Annotated in this window: 19 protein-coding genes; 5 read left to right on the forward strand and 14 right to left on the reverse strand. The window is 69.6% G+C overall.

Annotation, left to right across the window (positions count from 1 at the left end; translation table 11 throughout):
• Positions 1-36: 36 nt before the first annotated feature.
• The 12 genes from ACILRB_RS01660 to ACILRB_RS01715 all read right to left on the reverse strand — a co-directional run bounded on the left by ACILRB_RS01660 (position 37) and on the right by ACILRB_RS01715 (position 9881).
• Complete coding sequence (locus tag ACILRB_RS01660) at positions 37-276, reverse strand: hypothetical protein (protein ID WP_395664564.1); 240 nt, start codon at positions 274-276, stop codon at positions 37-39.
• A 59-nt stretch (positions 277-335) separates the two neighbouring features.
• On the reverse strand, positions 336-638 hold the full coding sequence (locus tag ACILRB_RS01665) for a hypothetical protein (RefSeq protein ID WP_395664653.1): 303 nt from the start codon (positions 636-638) through the stop codon (positions 336-338).
• Entirely contained in the window at positions 638-1378 is a 741-nt protein-coding gene (locus ACILRB_RS01670) for a hypothetical protein (protein ID WP_395664565.1), read from the reverse strand. Before ACILRB_RS01670 ends, ACILRB_RS01665 begins: the two co-directional genes overlap by 1 nt.
• 33 nt (positions 1379-1411) lie before the next feature.
• Entirely contained in the window at positions 1412-1858 is a 447-nt protein-coding gene (locus ACILRB_RS01675; RefSeq protein ID WP_395664566.1) for a hypothetical protein, read from the reverse strand.
• A 366-nt stretch (positions 1859-2224) separates the two neighbouring features.
• Positions 2225-3013 (reverse strand): phage head-tail connector protein, encoded by a 789-nt coding sequence (locus ACILRB_RS01680; protein ID WP_395664567.1) that lies wholly within the window; start codon positions 3011-3013, stop codon positions 2225-2227.
• 89 nt (positions 3014-3102) lie between these two features.
• Positions 3103-4617, reverse strand: a complete 1515-nt coding sequence (locus ACILRB_RS01685) for a hypothetical protein (protein WP_395664568.1) — start codon at positions 4615-4617, stop codon at positions 3103-3105.
• 145 nt (positions 4618-4762) lie between these two features.
• Complete coding sequence (locus ACILRB_RS01690) at positions 4763-5701, reverse strand: hypothetical protein (RefSeq protein ID WP_395664569.1); 939 nt, start codon at positions 5699-5701, stop codon at positions 4763-4765.
• 37 nt (positions 5702-5738) lie between these two features.
• Positions 5739-7079 carry a phage portal protein gene (locus ACILRB_RS01695; protein ID WP_395664570.1) on the reverse strand — a complete coding sequence of 447 codons (1341 nt, stop codon included), beginning with the start codon at positions 7077-7079 and terminating at the stop codon, positions 5739-5741.
• Between the two features lie 33 nt (positions 7080-7112).
• A complete protein-coding gene (locus tag ACILRB_RS01700) occupies positions 7113-8363 on the reverse strand; it encodes a phage terminase large subunit (protein WP_395664571.1) in 1251 nt (416 codons plus the stop codon).
• 159 nt (positions 8364-8522) lie between these two features.
• Complete coding sequence (locus tag ACILRB_RS01705) at positions 8523-8711, reverse strand: hypothetical protein (RefSeq protein ID WP_395664572.1); 189 nt, start codon at positions 8709-8711, stop codon at positions 8523-8525.
• A 328-nt stretch (positions 8712-9039) separates the two neighbouring features.
• Complete coding sequence (locus tag ACILRB_RS01710) at positions 9040-9537, reverse strand: hypothetical protein (RefSeq protein WP_395664573.1); 498 nt, start codon at positions 9535-9537, stop codon at positions 9040-9042.
• 2 nt (positions 9538-9539) lie between these two features.
• Positions 9540-9881 (reverse strand): hypothetical protein, encoded by a 342-nt coding sequence (locus ACILRB_RS01715; protein WP_395664574.1) that lies wholly within the window; start codon positions 9879-9881, stop codon positions 9540-9542.
• A gap of 132 nt (positions 9882-10013) precedes the next feature.
• On the opposite strand from ACILRB_RS01715, the gene ACILRB_RS01720 reads away from it, so the two are divergent.
• The 4 genes from ACILRB_RS01720 to ACILRB_RS01735 all read left to right on the forward strand — a co-directional run bounded on the left by ACILRB_RS01720 (position 10014) and on the right by ACILRB_RS01735 (position 14321).
• The gene (locus ACILRB_RS01720) at positions 10014-10703 is read left to right on the forward strand and encodes a helix-turn-helix transcriptional regulator (protein ID WP_395664575.1); all 690 of its coding nucleotides are present in this window, start codon (positions 10014-10016) and stop codon (positions 10701-10703) included.
• A gap of 396 nt (positions 10704-11099) precedes the next feature.
• Positions 11100-12395: an ergothioneine biosynthesis protein EgtB gene (gene egtB, locus ACILRB_RS01725; RefSeq protein ID WP_395664576.1), complete on the forward strand. Its 1296-nt coding sequence runs from the start codon at positions 11100-11102 to the stop codon at positions 12393-12395.
• Positions 12395-13360: an L-histidine N(alpha)-methyltransferase gene (gene egtD / locus ACILRB_RS01730; protein ID WP_395664577.1), complete on the forward strand. Its 966-nt coding sequence runs from the start codon at positions 12395-12397 to the stop codon at positions 13358-13360. The genes egtB and egtD overlap by 1 nt, the downstream gene beginning before the upstream one ends.
• 295 nt (positions 13361-13655) lie before the next feature.
• Entirely contained in the window at positions 13656-14321 is a 666-nt protein-coding gene (locus ACILRB_RS01735) for a sterol desaturase family protein (protein WP_395664578.1), read from the forward strand.
• Positions 14322-14427: 106 nt separating this feature from the next.
• On the opposite strand, the gene ACILRB_RS01740 is transcribed toward ACILRB_RS01735, so the two are convergent.
• Positions 14428-15579 (reverse strand): glycosyltransferase, encoded by a 1152-nt coding sequence (locus ACILRB_RS01740; RefSeq protein ID WP_395664579.1) that lies wholly within the window; start codon positions 15577-15579, stop codon positions 14428-14430.
• Between the two features lie 211 nt (positions 15580-15790).
• Between ACILRB_RS01740 and mutM the strand changes: the two genes are divergently transcribed.
• Positions 15791-16681: a bifunctional DNA-formamidopyrimidine glycosylase/DNA-(apurinic or apyrimidinic site) lyase gene (mutM, locus tag ACILRB_RS01745; RefSeq protein WP_395664580.1), complete on the forward strand. Its 891-nt coding sequence runs from the start codon at positions 15791-15793 to the stop codon at positions 16679-16681.
• Between the two features lie 67 nt (positions 16682-16748).
• Here the strand turns inward: mutM and ACILRB_RS01750 are convergent, their stop codons facing one another.
• Complete coding sequence (locus ACILRB_RS01750) at positions 16749-17513, reverse strand: L,D-transpeptidase (protein WP_395664581.1); 765 nt, start codon at positions 17511-17513, stop codon at positions 16749-16751.
• Positions 17514-17558: the final 45 nt, after the last annotated feature.

The raw sequence follows: 17558 nt of genomic DNA on the forward strand, positions 1-17558 counted from the left end.
GATAATCACTCGATTGGCGCGGCGCGACGCCATTTGTCATCCGCCGGGCCCGCCGCCGGCGCGCACATGGCCGTCCGGCCAGCGCGCGATCAGCCCGCCGACGCCCGAAGGATCGTCGCCGTTCACGGCCGCCGGCGGCGGCTTGCGCTCGACGCCATGGACGCATTTGAGAATTTCATGCGTCGGCGGGCAGTCGCGCCAATAGGCGTAAAGCCCCGCGACGTCATGGAGCGTCATCTCGTCGATTTGCGCGGGCGTGTAGCCGCAGCCGGCCATCAGGCGCGCATAGACCGTGGAGAAGTCGAGGCGGGCGTCCGGCGAGCCGGGGCGCCCGCTCAGGATTCCCCCGGCGCGGCGTCTCCCGCGGGCAGAAAACCGCCAAGCCTCAGCACAACCTCCATGGCGGCCGCGGCCTCGGGCGCGGTGGCCTCGATCTCGCCAAGCGTCTCGGCCGCCTGCGGGTCGTCGCGGCGCAGCGCCACGACGAGGATGGCGAGCGCCGCCGCCACATGCCCGCCCGTCTCGCCGCCTGAGGCGCCGAGCAGGATCGGCTCGATCTCCTGCACCTGGCGCAGCGTCAGAGGCCGCACCGTGAACGTCCGTCCGCCAAGGACGATGGATCGCGCCGAAGGCCGCATCACGAGGCCTCCGCGAAGGACCAGGTCATCACATTGCCCGCGGCGTCGGCGAAGCACGAGAAGTCGAATTCAGGCGTCACGAAATCCTCGAGCTTGGTGTGGAAACTGAGTTTGTTCGATGTGCAGTTGTTGAGCTTCAGCGTCACCGCCTGCCCCTGAAAAGTTGTGTAGAACATCGCCTGAAAGGTCGGCGTCACGCCGAGGAGCTGGTTCGAGACGGTGAATTTCTGGCCGGCCCCCGCAAGCTGATAGCTGTAGCTGACGAGCGTCTTCTTGCCGGCGTCGGCGGCGGCGAAGGTCATGACGCCCGCGGCCGAGACCGCATATTGCCCGGCCGACGGATTGGCCGCGACCTTGATCAGCGGCAGGCCGGTCGCGGCATAGATCACGCCCTGGTCGTCGACATAGCTCGCGGCGTTGGCGAGCGTCGCCGTATAGGGCGCGCCCGTCGGGACGACGACCTCTTCGGCAAAGGCGGTCGCCACCTGGCCCGCCGTCGGCGCCACGCCGTAGAACAGACTCGCGAAGGCGAGGCCCGAGATGCGCGCCATCTTGGCCTTGCCGGTGGTCTTGATGGTCCCGCGCGCGATGGCGACGGGCCGCTGATACTGGCCGACGAGCTCCTTGATCGTCGCCGTCTCCTCGATGGTCACTTCCTGCACGAGGCCGAAATTGACCGGCGTGGCGTTGGCGACGTCCGTGCGCGTCCCGATCAGGACGCCCGACCCGAAACTGTACATGCGTGACCTCACGTTTGTCGGCGTAACGCCGCTTTAGGGAAGAATGACGCTGACCGGCGCGATCAACAGCGCGTCGCCGTCGAGGTCGCCCGGGTCCTTCAGCGTCTTGCCGTCGATGCGGCAGGAGTGGACAAGGCCGCCGAGGGTGTTGCGGCCGAGCGCGAGATCGGCGCCGCGCGGCTTCAGCGCCGCCTCAAGCGCGTCCATCGCCTCGTTCAACAGGGCGGCGCCGACGGCCGCCGGATCCTTCGCGTTGAGATAGACGAAGATCCTGACCTCCATCGTCCGCCTCGGCGCGGCGCTCTCGCTCCAGGAGACCGTCTCCTGTCCTCCCTCGAAGATGAAGCAGGCCGGGCGCATCGCGGCCGGCACGTCGCTCCAGAGTTTGAGACGCCGCGCCGGCCCAAGCTTCCATGGGAGGGCGCCGGCAAGCGCGCCTTGCAGCGCGCCGATCGCGGCTTCGCGAACAGCTTCGCTCATCTCGTCAAGCTTTCCGCAGCGCGTCGAGCGCCGCCTGTTTGAGGCCCCGCGCCAATGCCTTCGCGGCCTCGCGCGCTGGCCCGTCCGAAGCGGCGCGCGCCGGGGACGACGAACCGGAGCGGCGCGTTAACTCTGAAAAGCGTCCTCCGCCTGGGGCGAAAGCCTTCGCGCCGCCGGCCACGATGTCCCGCGCCGCGGTCTTGCCGCCGGGCGTCTCGATCGCCGCGCCGGCGACGCTTCGGCCCGACGCCGAAATCTTGCGCGCGAGGCGGGCCTCGAGCGTCTCCCGCGCCGCGTCAGTCCGGGCCCTGAATGCGCCGGGCAGCGCGTCCGCGTCGAACGGGGCGCCGTTCATGATGACGTTCGTCATGGCGTAATCCGTCGATAGGGCTGCAGCGCGCCGCGCACGAAATCCGGCATGTCGGCGACGATAAAGGCGATCGTCTCCTGCCCGCCGAGCGATTTGGAGCTCTGGCCGATCCGGCCGCGATAGGCGTAGCGCTCCGCCGTCCAGTCCATGCAGCAGAGGGCGACATCGGCCGGCACATAGCCGTAGGAGAGCTCGACCGCGGCGCCGGCCTCGGCGGCGGAGAACTGATAGACGCCGCCGTCGACGGCGTATTCGCCGGCGCCGGGATCTTCGGCGACGCGCCGCAGCAGGGCGCCGTCGGCAAGGCGCGCGCCGCCGTCGCAGGCCCATGCGCCATAGGGCGCGGCGGCCGTGACGGAGAACGGCGCCTGCGCCGGCGCGGTCGCCGCCTCGCCCGACACCTCATAGCCCGCCCTGTAGGTCGCCTCGATCCGCGCGCCGCAGGGAAAGCGCCCGGCCTTGAGGGACAGGCGCTGCGGACGGCCGGGCGGCGCCTCGTCGGCGGGCTCGAGCGCAAAGTCGTCAGGAGAAAGCGGCGCGCCGTCGATCGAACAGGCGAGGATTGCGGCCACAGGCCAGCGCGCCAGCGTCAGCGCCGTTTCGCCGCCGCCGAGAAACTGCTCGACATGGGCGGACGGCAGGATCGACGAACGCCCGAGATAGGACAAAATCGCCCGGCTGACGGCGCCGACGAGCCGTCCGAGAAGCGCGTCGTCGGCGTCGCCCGAGACATCGAGCCAGGCCTTGACGTCGTCGAGATGAGCAAGATCATAAGAAATGGCCATGGGCCGACGTCTCCTGCGGGCGACGCGATGGGCTGCGCCCCGCCGCCGCGCGGGCGACGGGGCCGTTTGATCGGCGCGACGCGCCGGGCTCAGGCCGAGCCGATGTTGACGATCATCGCCATCGACGGCGGGAAGAAGTTCTGCAGCACCTGGTCGGAATAGACGCCGAACTCGTATTTGCGGGTGCGCAGCGGCCATTCGATCTGATAATAGTCTTGCCGCGCCCTGATCTGCATGACGTTGCCCACGCCGGCCAGCGGATAGGGCAGCGCCTTGCTCGTCATCAGGATCGAGCCCGCCGGCATGTTGGGATGCACGCGGATGTCGATCACATTGCCGCCCTGCATGGAGAAGCGGTTCAGATAGCTTCGCACCATGACGCCGCCGCCGATGAGATCGTGCGCGGCCTCGAACACGAAGCGCTGCGCCGAATTCGACGCGGCCGACACCACGCATTTCGAGATGCTGAGCGCCTCCTGGGCGTTGACCCACATGGTGTCGGGCGAAAGCCTGTAGTTCTCCCACATCGAGCGCAGCACCCCGTCGATCTCGACGACGCCGCCGGCCGAATCCGCGGTGAGCTTCGAGCCCACGCCGAGCGTCCCGGTCGGCATGGCGTAGACCGTCGCGCCCGAGCCCGGCTTCAGCGCCTGATAGATCAGCCCGTCGAAGGCGAGCGGATTGGCCGAATTGTCGGCGCCTCCGAGCGAGGCCGCGGTCTGCGGCCCGGTCGCGGCGGCGGCGATGACGACCGAATTGATCGAGGTGATCGCGCCGAGTTTTTCGGCGCCGGCCGCGCCCCAGAACCAGGCGTAGCCCATGGCCCCCGAAACCGGCGTGACGCTCGCCTTGACGACGCTCGCCGAACCGGTCGTCGAGATTGCGGCCGCCGCGCTTTTCATCGCGACGCCGCCGCCGAAGCTGTCGGTCGAGCCGTCGGCGTTGACGCGCGAGATCTGGCCCTGAACGCCGCCGGCGACGGAGCCGTTCATGACGCCGTCGAGCGTCAGCGCGGCGCAGATCACGGACCAGCTCTGCGCGGCGAGCGCGCCGCCCGCGGCCTCGGTCGCAAGCGTCGGCGTCGGGGTCGCGCCGATCCCGCTCGAACAGCCGCCGAGGATCATCGCCTCCTCGCCGATCATCAGCGCTTCGAGGCCGGTCTTGGCGGCGATCGCCCGCACGTCGTCGAAGCCCTGGCCCGCGAACTGCTCCTCGAAATCGACGCTGGTCTCGACGCCGATGCTCTTGTAGGTCGCGGTGTAGTCCTGCATCGCCACGGCGAGCGTGCCGCCCCTGTTGGCGGCCGAGACGCCGAAGCGGAGATTAGAGGCGTTGACCGCGGTGATCGCGCGCCAGGCCGCCTGCACGCCGCCCTTGCCCGAGACGCGCGGGATCATGTTGCGCAGCGGCGTCATGACCGGATAGAGGAATTTCGCGCCGAGCTCGAGATCATAGAAAGTCAGCCCCGAGGTCGGGCTGGCGCTCTGCGAGAAGGTGCTTTTTTCGAGGCCCAAGAGCCCCCTGAAGCGAGGATCGCCCAGAGGCCTCGACTGCGCCGACTTGAGACGGTCGAGAACGTCCTGGACCTCGTTGCTGCTGGTCATGATCTGCTCCTGGCGAGAAACCGCGTCGCGCGGACTTTTCGTTCACGCGCGACAATCCTGCCCGTCCGCGCGACGCGGCGGGATGATTTCATGATGATGATGCTTTTAATGGCCGTCCCGGCGCGCCGTCCGGCCGCGGCGGGCTCTAGCCGAAGGGCGCGCGGCCGTTGCGGTGCGCGAGCTTGATGGCGAGCACCGAAAGCTGGGCCGGGTCGCTGAGCAGCTTCTGCACGGGGTCGGCCTCCGGCGCGCCGTCCTCGTGCTTCTCGATCGCGCGAAGCGGGCCGGCGAAGGGCGCGGGCAGGGGCTGCGCCTCGATCCGGCGCACCCGCTCCAGCATGTCGTCGAGCGTCGCCGCGAGCGCGTCGAAGCGCTTTTCGAGCCCGACCGGCCGCGTCGTCGCTTCGCCCGGAGCGGCGCGCGCGAGCTCCTGCGTTCCGCGCGGAGCGCGAAGCGCGCGCGCCGCGTCGCGACACAGCGCGATCAGCTCCGCGCGGGACAAAGGCTCGCCGTCGTCGTCCGCGAGCGCGGCCTCGGCGGCTTCGAGGCGCCCAACGACGTCCTGCGCCGGGTCGGACTTCGCGTCGGCCCTGAAGCGGCGCAGCTCTCGCGTGCCGTCGGTCTTGACGAGCTCGAACCTGGCCTGCGGCAGGCAGGGCAGGTCGACGAGAGAAATCTCGCTCGGCTCCGCCGTATAGCGCGTGAGCCCGTCGTCATCGGTCCAGCGCGCCACATAGGCGCCGCCCTGCGAAAATCCGGTGTAGACGCCCTCGGCCACTTTGGCCCATTCGGCGTCGTCGACCACCTTGGCGCAGATTTCGATCTGGCGCGCGTCGTCGTTGAAATGAATCTCGACGATCTTGCCCGCCGCGACCTTGCCGTGCATGGCGCGCAGATTGCCGAACGACCTGCCGCCGCTCGAGCGCTCGATCTCCTGCGACCATTTCTCGTAAAGCGGCTTGGTCGTGGCGTAATCGCAGATTTCGCCGGAGCGGTCTTCGATCTCCGCCGTGGCGAGGCCGTAGACGAGCCGTCGCGCGGCGTCGACCTTGTTGATGGGAATAAACATGCGCAGCGCGGACATGGGCGCTCCCTGGCTGTTGACGAGATGAGGGCCGGCGCTACCCCGGCAGCGGCGTGTAGCCCGACGCGGTGAGCGCCATCGGCCGGTTGGCGGCCGGGTCTTCGAGAGGCGGGCGCCCAAGCGCGGCGCGCGCCTCGTTGATCGTCAGCACGCCCTTCGACACGAAATTCGACAGGATCGTCTCCTGCGTCAGCGGGTCGGCCTCATGGCTCGTCGTCCAGACGAATTCGAGATCGGGCGCGTCGAATTCCGAAGCGAGCACATCGTCGATCAGCGCCTTGGCCCAGGCGAGGATGGGCCCGAGCCCCTCCTCGATGGCGAGCTCGCGCTGCGTCTCGGCGGTGGCCCGGTTCATGCTCTGGGCAAGCGCCTGCGGCGAGATCGAGAAGGCGAAGCAGACGATGCGCGCGAGCCATTCGTCGAACGGGCTCTTGAGCTCCGGCTCCTTGGTCTGGATGAAGGTTCTGGCGACGCCGCCCGGCACGAATTTGGCCCTGCGCCGGCGTCCCGCCTCGCCGTCGAAATAGGCGTCCCAATATTTCTGATAGGCGCCGATCTGGTCGGGCGTCCAGCTTTCCGGCACGCCGATCAGGCTGTCGGGAATGTTGCCTTCCGTGAAATAGTCGACGAGATAGGCCTGGCGGCGCAAGGCGATGCCGACGGTGGTCGCCACCTGCTCGACCGGGCTCATGCCGTAGACGCGGTTGACGCGCAGGTTTCGCGGCCGGTAGATCAGGTCGCGCGTCGTGTAGTCGACCGCGGGCAGTCCTTTCAGCGTCTGTTGATAGGCGGTCGGATAAACAAGCCGGCCGCCCGCGAAACAGGGCTCCGGCGTGCGTCCATAAGCGTCGATCACCGGCTTGATCGTGGCGCCGTCGATCGGCGTCAGGCCGATCAGCCGGCCGCCGCGGTCGCGCCGCAGATAGAGCGCGGCGGCGTCGGTCACGAACACTTCCTCGAGCACCATGCGCAGCCAGTCGGAGAAGCAGCGAACCCCGTCGGGCCGCGAGAAGAATCGCGTGGCGGCGGCGATCCGGTCCGCGCTCACGAGCGCGTCCGCGCTCTTGTCGCGCGCGGCGATGGTCCAGGTCTGGCGCGCCGCCTGGTCCTTGCGCGTCTCAATCACGAGGCGCAACAGGTCGTAGCCGTCGGCAAGCCCGCGCAAGGCCGCAAAGCTCATCGGCTCGGGCGCGCGCGGCGTGGTCTGGAGATTGAACCCTTGCGGAAAATCCCACTGGCGCCCGGCCGTCTCGGGCGGGGCGCAGGGCGCCATGGGGGCCGACGGCCCGAACCATCCGTCGTCCGCCCCGGCGAAGCTCACCTTGACGTCATATGGGGCGAGCGACCATCTTCGCATCCCCGCGCCGCGTTCGGCCATGGCCCCTCCTCCGTCGGTTCGCGTCGCGCGCGCTCACGCGCCGCGCCCGCCCGCCGCCTCGCGGCGATAGAATTCTATGATGCCCGTTCCTTCGTCGCGGGCGAAAAGATGCGTCAGCGCCCAGATCGCCGCGTCGGCGTGGTCGGGGCTGCCCTCGCCGCCATAGCCCGCGCCGGTGAAGGCGCAGAGCTGGTCCTCGAGCTTGGCGAAGCGTCCGGCGTGGCGCACCTTGCCCTGCGCGTAGCGCACCGAGATCGGCTCGGCGCGCACCGCCTTGCCGCGGCTCGCCGTCACGAGCCGCACCGGCACGTCGGGGTCGGCCGCCTGAATCGTCGCGCGCACCATCTCGCCGCCAAAATTGCCCTCGGCGACGATGCAGTCGGCCTGATGCGCGTGAAAGGCCATGACCGCGCGCCGGCCCCAGGCGGCCGGCGCCTCCCGGCAGGAGAGGTCGGCCAGAACATAGGCGCAGCCGTCGTCGCCGCGCGCGGCGACGACCGCGACCACCACCGCCGTGCGCCGCTCGGCCGGAATCTCGGCGGGCGAGCAGCGCGCGGCGTCGATCGCCGCAAGCGTCCACAGCGCGCCGTCGACGTCATCGACATAGACGCCCTCATAGAAGCGGCGGCGCTGGCGCTCCGGCAGGTTTTCGAGGCTCTCCAGAAACTCGCGCGACAGATTGCCGGCGTTGTCCGGCGGGTTCAGAAAGGCGCGCGCATAGGCGTCGGGGCCGGCGAGCGCGCGGCGCGAAACGGGATCGCGCCTTTCGCCGAACAGCTCATTGGTCCAATGCGTCCTGCCGACCGGATTGAGGTCGACGAACGCCTTCTGGCCGATCCCCGGCGCGTGCTGCGCAAGCCGCGTGAAGGCGATCAGCGCCGACGAATAGGGGATCTGCGAGGCCTCGTTGAGAAACACGGTCGCATATTCGAGGCCCAGAATCTTCTCGACCCGCTCCTTGTCGTCGAGCCCGCCGATGAAGATGCGCGAGCCGTTCTCGAATTCGAAATAGCCGTCCTGCCGCTTTTCGCGCAGGGCGACGCCCGGAAAGCACAGCCGCATCACGCGCGGCAGCGTGTCGAGCGCGATCGAGGCGCGCGCGGCGTTGGCGTGGAAGCGCAGCGCCGCGTGGCGCGTCTCGCCCACGGCGAGCGCGCGCCGCACGATGGCGCGCAGAATGAGGAAGGTCTTGCCGGAGCGGGTTCCTCCGGCGAGGCAGACATATCGATGCGGGCCCTCCAGAAGACGGCGCGCCGCCTCCTGGCCCGGGCTGAAGGTCACCATGCGCGGGTCCGTCTTGATCGATGAAAAACCGCGACGCGGCGAACCGCGCCGTATTCAGCGGCGCGCCGCGGGGACGCAGTTTCGGCCCGGCATGCGCGCATAATGGCCTCACATTCTCTCTCGGGTCAACGGCGCGGCGGCCACGCCGAAACGCCGATCTTACATGATCATCATCATTGATATGGCGGCGTGAGCGGACAGGACGACGCGCGTCCGCGCGCCGCCGCGACGGCGGCCGTGAGACAAGATGTCGAATGTCATGAAGGTTCGGGTCAGGGCGCGCTGTTTGGCGACGCAGTTGTGGCCCGGCATGCGCGCATATTGCGCTTGCATTTCATCGCCGGTCAACAGGCCGGGCCGGGCTCCGGAGGGCGCATCTTACATGATTTTCATCATGTTTATACCGCCCAGACGCGCCGCAAGGCCGCGACGACGTTCGGCGCGGCCTTGCGGGTTCTGGACGACGCCTTGCGGGTTCTGGACGACGATCGGGAAAGGGCGGGCGAAGGCGCCGCGAAAGCGGCGCAATTCGGCCCCGGCATGCGCGCATGTTACGCTTGCAATTCTTCGCCGGTCAATGGGCCGGGCGCGGCTCCCGAACGCGCATCTTACCGCCTCGCCTCGGCTTCGCCGCAGGCGCCGGGCCGGCGGCCCGGCGCCCTTTCGAACGCGACGCTCAGAACACCGCCGCCCCGCGCGCGTTGAGCGCGCGCGCGATGAACTCCAGCGCTTTCGCCCGCTTGCGGTAGAAGGTGTGCGGCGCCCAGCTTTTTTCCCGCATCAGCGCCGTGACGGAGTGCCCGCGCGCGGCGCGCAGCGCCCACAGCGTCGTCACCAGCGCGAGTCCGGCGTCGGCGGCGCGCAAGTCGCGCAGCCATTCGAGCGCCGTGTCCATCCGCGAGATTTCCGCGCCCGTCGGACGAAGCAGCGCGCGGCGCGCCCGCTCCTCGCGTTCGCGGCGCTCGGCCTCGTCAAGCTCGGCCGCGGCGAGCTCGTCGCCCCATTCGCGGGCATGCCGCGGCCAATGGCCGCCCGGCTCGCGCGGGCCGCGCGCGCGCGGCAGGCGGTCGAGCGTGACAAACGCCTTCACCAGCGCCCGCGCCACGCGCTCGGACGTCCAGCCTTCGATCTCGGGCGCGGCCGGGGGCGGCGCGAAACGGTCCTGCGTCGTCATGCTCAAAATCCGTCGTCGAGAATGTTGTCGATCAGGGCGGGGTCGGCGGCGACGACGAGCAGCAGCACGCGGATCATCGCCTCGCGGGTCAGGCTGCGCCGCGCCGCGGCGGCGTCGAAGCGCGCCGTGGCGTCGGGCGGCAGGCGCAGGGCGAGCGCGGCCGCGGCGGCGCGGAAGGCGAGCCCGAAGCGCTGCGCCTGGCGGTGCACATTATTGGGGGTGGAGGAGATCAGGGGATCGTCGGCGATGCGCTTTGCGTCCCAGCCCATGCCGAGCAGAAAGCCGAGGCGCGCGATGCGCTCTCCGGTCCAGCGCGATTTGCGGATTTCAGTGCGAACGGTCATCCCCTTCAGTCCTTCCCTCGTCCCGCCCTGTTCAAGTGCGGCGGACGCGACTCGGTGTAAGGTAAAATTACCTTATCGTCAAGGCAACTTTACCGCGTGCAATTTGCGCGGGACACGGTTATTCTACCGGGCATGGAGCTCGAAGACGTCCTCGCCCGCATCGAAGCCCGCCTGGAAGCGGTGGGGCTTTCCGCGCACGCCGCCTCCATGGCGGCGAAGAAGCCGGACGCCATCCGCAATCTGAAGCGGGCGGTGAAGAGCGGCGACCGGCGCGGCGTCACCACCGAGACGCTGGCCGCGCTCGCCCCCGTGCTCAGGACCACCGCCGCCTGGCTCGTCGGCGGCGCGGGCGATCCCGCCCCGCAGAACCGCGTGCGCGTGGTCGGCAAGATCGGCGCGGGCGCGGAGATTCTTCCCGAATTCGAGCAGACCCCCGAGGACGGGCTTTGCGAGATCGAAGTCCCCTTCCCCATTCCCGCCGACGCCGTCGCCTTCCTGATCGAGGGCGACAGCATGTGGCCGCGCTATGATTCGGGCGACGTCGTCATCTGCCGCTCCGAACCCTCCGGCGCCGAGGAGGTGATCGGGGCCGAGGCCGCGGTGCGCACGAGCGACGGCCGGCGCTTCCTGAAACGGCTGCAGCGCAGCGCCAGGAGCGGCGCCTTCGACCTCGAGAGCCACAACGCGCCGCCGATTCGCGGCGTCAGGATCGAATGGGCGGCGGCGATCCAGGGCGTGGTCCGGGCCGGCCAATGGCGCAGGGCGACGGTCGGCGAGCGCGCGCTTGCTGGCGAAGAGACCGGTAGGATTGCACAACTATAGGTAATATTACCGTATAAGTGGTAAAAATACCTGCTCGCTCGGCCGCACGCCCCATGCCGCGCCCGCGCCGCATGCCGCGCTCACCGCGCCCCCTGCGCGGCCACGCGCCGGAACCCGCGCCGCGCCTGAGCCGTTTCGCAGCAAGCGCGGCGCAAACGCGCAGTCTGACGGACGAGACCCGCGACACACGAATGGCGGCCCACGACAGACTTGAACGCAAGGAATGTCGCCCCCAAATGACTTGGCCACGAGCCAGATCGCTCGCCCACAAGTAAATGACCCGGCGACAGCAACGGATCTCGCCACAGGAACGGATTTCGCCACAACGCCATGGCCGCGACAAAACCGGCCAGAAGGACAACGGGCCAGAAGGACACCGGGCCAGAAGGACATGGCATGAACGCGCCGACCGCCTTTCGCGACGCCACGCGCCACGGCGCCCCGGCCCCAACCCTCGCCGCGGCGCTTTTTTCGACGCGAAAGCGCACCGCCGCGCTCGCCGCGCCGCTCTCGCCCGAAGACCAGACGACCCAGGCGCATGAAGACGCGAGCCCGACGAAATGGCATCTCGGCCATACGAGCTGGTTCTTCGAGACCTTCGTGCTGACGCCCTTCGCGCCGGGCTATCGGCCGTTCGACGACCGTTTCTCGTTTCTGTTCAACTCCTATTATGAGAGCGTCGGCGCGCGTCAGCCGCGTCCCAAGCGCGGCCTGCTGTCGCGCCCCGCGGCGGCCGAGGTCCTGGCCTATCGCGCCCATGTCGACGCCGCGCTCGAAGCGTTGGCCGGCGCGGGCGAGGGGCTTGAAAACCCCGAGGTCGCGGCCCGCGTCGAACTTGGCGTCAACCATGAGGAGCAGCATCAGGAGCTGCTCCTCACCGACATTCTGGCCCTGTTCGCGCAGAATCCGCTGCGCCCGGCCTATCGCGCGGCGGCGCGCCGCGAGCCTGTCGCCGGCCGCGGCGACGACGCGCGCCTGCTCGATTTTCCGGGCGGGATCGTCGACGTCGGCCATGCCGGCGAAAGCTTCTCCTTCGACAATGAGCGCCCGCGCCATCAGGCGCTGCTGCGGCCCTATCGCCTCGCCGACCGCCTTGTCTCCAACGCCGACTGGCTCGAGTTCATGGCCGACGGCGGCTATGAGACGCCCGCGCTCTGGCTCGCCGACGGCTGGGCCCGCGCGCAGGCGGAGCGCTGGCGCGCCCCGCTCTATTTCGAGCAGGCGGACGGCGCATGGCTGCAAATGGGCCTTGGCGGCCTGAGCGCGCCAGACCCGGCGGCGCCTGTCGCCCATGTCAGCTATTACGAGGCCGACGCGTTCGCGCGCTGGGCCGGCAAAAGGCTGCCGACCGAGGCCGAATGGGAGGCCGCGGCCGGCGCGCCCGAAGGCGCGGGCTTTCTTGAGGGCGACGCGCTTTCGCCGCGCGCGCCGGGCGCCCCCGGCCCGGCGCCGCGCCAGATGTTCGGCGAGGTCTGGCAATGGACGCAAAGCGCCTATTCGCCCTATCCGGGCTACCGCGCGGAGGCCGGCGCGCTCGGCGAATACAACGGCAAGTTCATGTGCTCGCAACAGGTTCTGCGCGGCGCCTCCTGCGTCACGCCGCGCCGGCACGCGCGCGCAAGCTATCGCAATTTCTTCTACCCCTGGCAGCGCTGGCAGTTCTGCGGCCTGCGGCTCGCGGATGAGGCCTGATGCTCGACCTTCTCGAAAACGACGGCCCCGGCCGGGCCGCAATCCCCGACGCCGACGCAAGCGAAGCGCTCGCCGGCCTTTCGGCCCCGCGCAAGTGGCTGCCGAGCCGGCTGTTCTATGACGCGCGCGGCAGCGCCCTGTTCGAGGAGATCACGCGGCTGCCGGAATATTATCTGACGCGCGTCGAGACCCGCATTCTCGAAGACGCCGCGCCCGAGATCGCGCAGGCGACGCCGCCGGGCGCGCTGCTCGTCGAATATGGCTCGGGCTCGAGCCGCAAGACCGAGATTTTGATCGAGGCGCTGCCCAAGCTTCTGGCCTATGCGCCGATCGACGTCTCGCCCGACGCGCTCGCCGACGCCGCGGCGCGGCTCAAGGCGCGCTTTCCGGCGCTGCGCGTCGCGCCGGCCGCAGGCGATTTTCACGCGGCCCTGCGCCTGCCGGCCGATCTTGAAAACGCGCCGCGGCTCGGCTTCTTTCCGGGCTCGACCATCGGCAATTTCGCGCCGGACGACGCCAAAACCCTGCTCGCCCATATGCGCCGCGGGCTCGGCGCCGGGGGCCGCCTCATCCTCGGCGTCGACCTCATGAAGGACGCCAAAATCCTCATTCCGGCCTATGACGACGCGCAGGGCGTCACGGCCGCCTTCAACCTCAATATTCTCGCCAGGCTCAACCGCGATTTCGGCGCCGACTTCGACCTCGGCGGCTTCCGCCACGAGGCGCGCCTCAACGCGCGCGAAAGCCGGATGGAGATGCATCTCGTCAGCCTCCGGCCGCAGCGGGCGCGCCTCCTTGGCCATGTCTTCGATTTTGCGGCGGGCGAGACGATCCACACCGAAAACTCCTACAAATACGCCGCGGCCGATTTCGCGGCGCTGGCGCGGGCGGCCGGCTGGACGCCGCTGCGCCAGTGGAGCGACCCCCAGGCGCTGTTCAGCGTGCATGAGCTCGTCGCCGCCTGAACGCGGCGCCGGCGCCTTAAAATCCCGGCGCCGCCAAATCTTGACGCCTCCAAGCATTGCGCCAGATCAATTTCAGGCTTCGGCGTCGCGCATCGCGCGGCGCCGGCCCTGGTAAAATTTTGTTTCAGTCTTCGCGAACGAACTGCGCCCGCCCAACTTTCGCAAGGGGGGTTCGCCCCGCTTCGCTCGCGGCGCGCCGGCATGCCGGGGCATGGCTTTGCTCGGCCGATCTTTTGCGAAAGCCAGGATTGCTTTAAGACGAACCCGACAAAATCCACGCGCAACGGAACGGGCCATGGCGGAGACCAGGAGCAACCTCGACTATTCGATCCCCGAGCAGGTCGACCGGCTGCGCGCCTCGCCGCGCCTGTTCGACAATGACCTGCTCGACAAGCTCTCGCGCGTGCACTGGTCGACGCCGCTGTTCGTCTATGCGCCCGTCGTCGCGCTGCTCGCCTGGGTCAGCGTCCGGTCGCTCGGCCCGGCGGCCGCGCTGGCGGCCGCGGCGGGCGGCTATCTGATCTGGACGCTGACCGAATATTTCGGCCACCGCTTCCCGTTCCACTACAAGCATCCGAGCACGTTCGGGCGGCGCATCCATTTTCTGGTCCATGGCGTGCACCATGACCATCCCAACGATCCGCTGCGCCTCGTCATGCCGGTCCTGCTCAGCGGCCCGATCATGCTCATCGCGCTCGGCGTCGTCACGCTGCTGTTCGGCCTGCCGCTCGGCTATGCGGTGCTGACGGGCTTCATGATCGGCTATCTCGCCTATGACATGGTGCATTACTACACCCACCACGCCACGCCCACGACGAAGCTCGGCCAGACGCTGCGGCGGCTGCATCTGATGCATCATTTCCGCGACCCGACGCGAGGGTTCGGCGTCGCGGCGCCATGGTGGGATTATGTGTTCGGCACGGCGCACCAGAAGCAGCGCCGGCGCGAGGCGGCCGAGTAGTTTTGCGCGCAAAGGGAGTTTCTTGAAGAAACCCCACAAAAAGAAGGGCGGCCCGCGACGGCCGCCCTTCTTTTTGGCGTCGGAGGGACGGAAAGGCCGTCCCGCCTCAGGGCTTGCCCGGCGCCGCGGGGCGCTGCGGCCCGACCCTCGCGTCGAAACGGCTGTCGGCCCAGATCACCTGATGCGTGGCGAAGCCGCGCGCCCAGGCCGCGAGCGCCAGAATCTCGCGCCCCAGATAGGCGGGCGCCGACCAGCGCGAAATCTCCCAGCCCTTGAGCGCGGCAAAGCCGGTCTCAAGGGCGAACCAGCCGATCAGCGTCACGGCGAAGGCCGCGCCCGCGCCGACGCCGACGAGCGGCGCGGCGAGCGCGGCGGCGAGCGCGGCCGGCAGCGGGCTCGCCAGCGGCTCGAGCGCATAGGCCGGGGCGGCCCCGCCGCGACGGATGACGGCCCAGCGCGCCTGCCGCTCGAACACGTCGCGCAGCCGGCGCGCGCCGATCTCCTGACGCAGGCTCTCGGGGGCGAAGACGGTCCTGAGCCCCAGCGCCGCAAGCGCCTCGCACAGCGCCGTGTCCTCGGCGAGCGTGTCGGCGAGCGCGCGCACGCCGCCGGCGCGGGCGAGGTCGGAGCGGCGGAACATCATCGCCTTGCCGACGCCGAAGCCGAAGCCCAGCGTCGAGGCCGAGAGCAGCAGCCGCGCATGGGCGTTGAGCACGCTCGCCTCGATCCAGCCGGCGTAGCTCTTCGCCCCACAGGCGACGGGAACGCCGACGACGAGCCCGACGCCCGGCGTCATGCAGGCGGCGAAGGCGGCCATGGCCCGGGGCGACAGGCCGACGTTGGAGTCCTTGGTCATCACGAGGTCGTGCCGCGCGGCGGCGAGCGGGGCCGCGAGATTGTCGAGCTTCGGGCTCACCGCGAAGGAGCCGGTCCGCGGATAGAAGCGGAAGGCCCGCGCGGGATAGGCCGAGGCGACGTCCTGCAGGGCCGCGACCGCGTCGGACCGGCCCTCGGCCGCGCCGGCCAGAACCTCATAATCCGGATAGTCCTGCGCAAACATCGAGGCCTGCGTCCGCACGAATTCCGCGTCGACATGCTTGACCGGCAGGATGGCCGACACCGGCGGCCGGGCGGCGGCTTTGGCGCGGCGGCGCTGGACGAACGGCTGGAGCAGGCCGCAGGCCAGCGTGACCGCCAGAAGCCCCACGGCGAGGCACCACCAGACGGCGGCGAGAGAGCTGAACGCCACTAAAACCATGAACCCTCGAAATCCGCGCCGCGCGCCTCCGGCCGAAGCCCGCGTTCCTGCGTGACCCGCTTTAGAACATCCGCGCGAAAAATTGCACGTCGCCGGATCAGTCCAATACATCAAAACAGTATAATAAAGTGAAACTCTGGTTCACTCTGACCGGATGTCGCTTTAAGCTTGGCGGCGCCGCCGCGCGTCGCACGCGGGGCCGCAAAGATCCATGCCCGAACTGCCCGAAGTCGAAACCGTCCGCCGCGGCCTCGCGCCCGTCATGGTCGGCGCGCGCATCCTCGCCGTCGACCAGCGCCGGCCGAACCTGCGCTTTCCGTTTCCCGAGCGCTTCACTGAGCGGCTTTCGGGGCGCGGCGTCGTCGCGCTGCGGCGGCGCGCGAAATATCTTCTGGCCGATCTCGACGACGGCGCGGCGCTCGTCATGCACCTCGGCATGTCGGGATCGTTCCGGATCGAGGGCCACGTCGACGCCTTGAACGCGGAGGCGCAAAAACTCGCGCCCTGCGGCGCGCCCAAAGACGCCGCGCATGACCATGCGGCCTTCAGCCTCTCGAACGGGGCGCGCGTCGTCTACAATGACCCGCGCCGCTTCGGCTTCATGCAGCTTGCCGCGCAGGCCGGGCTCGACGCCCATCCGCTGTTTCGCGGCCTCGGCCTCGAGCCGCTCGACGGCGCGCTCGACGGGGCGGCGCTGGCGCGGCTGTTTACGGGAAAATCGACGTCGCTCAAGGCCGCGCTGCTCGACCAGCGGCTCGTCGCCGGGCTTGGCAACATCTATGTCTGCGAGGCGCTGCACCGCGCGGGGCTGTCGCCGCGCCGCGCGGCGGGGACGCTCGCGCGCCAGTCGGGCGGGCCGACGGCGGGCGCGCGCCGGCTCGCGGAGGCGATCAGAACCGTGCTCGAGGAGGCGGTCGCGGCCGGCGGCTCGTCGCTGCGCGACCATCGCCAGGCCGACGGCTCGCTCGGCTATTTCCAGCACAGCTTTCGCGCCTATGGGCGCGAGGGCGCGCCCTGCCCGACGCCCGGCTGCGACGGATTGATCCGGCGCGCGGCGCAGGGCGGGCGCTCGACCTTTTATTGCGCCGCCTGCCAGAAATAGCCGCCTGCCAGAAATGGCGGCGCGCCCGCCCGAACGAGCGTGGTCCGGGCGGCGTCGCTGGCCCGCGTCAGTGCGCGGCGGCGGCGACCTTGACCGGCGCCGGCTGGGCCGAGCCCAGCACCACCACCTTGGAGCCGAGCGAGGTGCGGTTATAAAGATCCATCACGTCCTGATTGACCATGCGGATGCAGCCCGAGGAGACGCTCTGGCCGATGGTCCAGGGCTCGTTGGTGCCGTGGATGCGATAGAGCGTGTCGACCTTGCCCTGGTAGAGATAATGGGCGCGCGCGCCGAGCGGGTTGCTCGCGCCGCCGGCCATGCCGAGGCCGCTCTGGAGCTGGCTCATCTGCTTGGCGAGCTCGGGCCGGCGCGCCAGCATCTCCTTCGGCGGATACCAGTCCGGCCATTCCTGCTTGCTGTTGACCGTGGCGTCGCCCGACCAGGCGAAGCCCTCGCGGCCCACGCCCACGCCATAGCGCATGGCCGTGCCGCCGTTCTCGACAAGATAGAGATAATGGGCGGCCGGATCGATCACGACCGTGCCCGGCGCCTCCTTGCCGGCGTAGGCGACGCGCGTGCGGCGGAAGGCCGGCGAAAGATCGGACTGCTTGACCGCCGGGACCGTGAATTTCCCGTCCTTCATCTCTCCATACATGGAGGCGAAATCGCCGGGCGCGCCGACAGGGGCGCCGACGGCCGCAGTCTGCGCGGCGGGAACGGCTGCGGGCGCGGCGGCGACGACCGGCGCGTCGCGGCCGACGCAGCCGCCAAGGCCGAGCGCGGACGCCGAAGCGGCCAGAGCAAGAAGGAAACGACGATCGAGCTGCGTCATGGGACGTTCACAATGGTTGGCTGCGGGCGAGCCGTCACATTAGCG

The sequence above is a fragment of the Methylocella sp. genome (genome assembly GCF_044226135.1).
In the GTDB taxonomy this organism is placed as follows: domain Bacteria; phylum Pseudomonadota; class Alphaproteobacteria; order Rhizobiales; family Beijerinckiaceae; genus Methylocapsa.

Bases quoted from the DNA above. Each gene is read 5' to 3' on its own strand.
- ACILRB_RS01660 (WP_395664564.1), bottom strand. From the start codon at position 276: ATGGCCGGCTGCGGCTACACGCCCGCGCAAATCGACGAGATGACGCTC.
- ACILRB_RS01665 (WP_395664653.1), bottom strand. From the start codon at position 638: ATGCGGCCTTCGGCGCGATCCATCGTCCTTGGCGGACGGACGTTCACG.
- ACILRB_RS01670 (WP_395664565.1), bottom strand. From the start codon at position 1,378: ATGTACAGTTTCGGGTCGGGCGTCCTGATCGGGACGCGCACGGACGTC.
- ACILRB_RS01675 (WP_395664566.1), bottom strand. From the start codon at position 1,858: ATGAGCGAAGCTGTTCGCGAAGCCGCGATCGGCGCGCTGCAAGGCGCG.
- ACILRB_RS01680 (WP_395664567.1), bottom strand. From the start codon at position 3,013: ATGGCCATTTCTTATGATCTTGCTCATCTCGACGACGTCAAGGCCTGG.
- ACILRB_RS01685 (WP_395664568.1), bottom strand. From the start codon at position 4,617: ATGACCAGCAGCAACGAGGTCCAGGACGTTCTCGACCGTCTCAAGTCG.
- ACILRB_RS01690 (WP_395664569.1), bottom strand. From the start codon at position 5,701: ATGTCCGCGCTGCGCATGTTTATTCCCATCAACAAGGTCGACGCCGCG.
- ACILRB_RS01695 (WP_395664570.1), bottom strand. From the start codon at position 7,079: ATGGCCGAACGCGGCGCGGGGATGCGAAGATGGTCGCTCGCCCCATAT.
- ACILRB_RS01700 (WP_395664571.1), bottom strand. From the start codon at position 8,363: ATGGTGACCTTCAGCCCGGGCCAGGAGGCGGCGCGCCGTCTTCTGGAG.
- ACILRB_RS01710 (WP_395664573.1), bottom strand. From the start codon at position 9,537: ATGACGACGCAGGACCGTTTCGCGCCGCCCCCGGCCGCGCCCGAGATC.
- ACILRB_RS01715 (WP_395664574.1), bottom strand. From the start codon at position 9,881: ATGACCGTTCGCACTGAAATCCGCAAATCGCGCTGGACCGGAGAGCGC.
- ACILRB_RS01720 (WP_395664575.1), top strand. From the start codon at position 10,014: ATGGAGCTCGAAGACGTCCTCGCCCGCATCGAAGCCCGCCTGGAAGCG.
- egtB (WP_395664576.1), top strand. From the start codon at position 11,100: ATGAACGCGCCGACCGCCTTTCGCGACGCCACGCGCCACGGCGCCCCG.
- egtD (WP_395664577.1), top strand. From the start codon at position 12,395: ATGCTCGACCTTCTCGAAAACGACGGCCCCGGCCGGGCCGCAATCCCC.
- ACILRB_RS01735 (WP_395664578.1), top strand. From the start codon at position 13,656: ATGGCGGAGACCAGGAGCAACCTCGACTATTCGATCCCCGAGCAGGTC.
- ACILRB_RS01740 (WP_395664579.1), bottom strand. From the start codon at position 15,579: ATGGTTTTAGTGGCGTTCAGCTCTCTCGCCGCCGTCTGGTGGTGCCTC.
- mutM (WP_395664580.1), top strand. From the start codon at position 15,791: ATGCCCGAACTGCCCGAAGTCGAAACCGTCCGCCGCGGCCTCGCGCCC.
- ACILRB_RS01750 (WP_395664581.1), bottom strand. From the start codon at position 17,513: ATGACGCAGCTCGATCGTCGTTTCCTTCTTGCTCTGGCCGCTTCGGCG.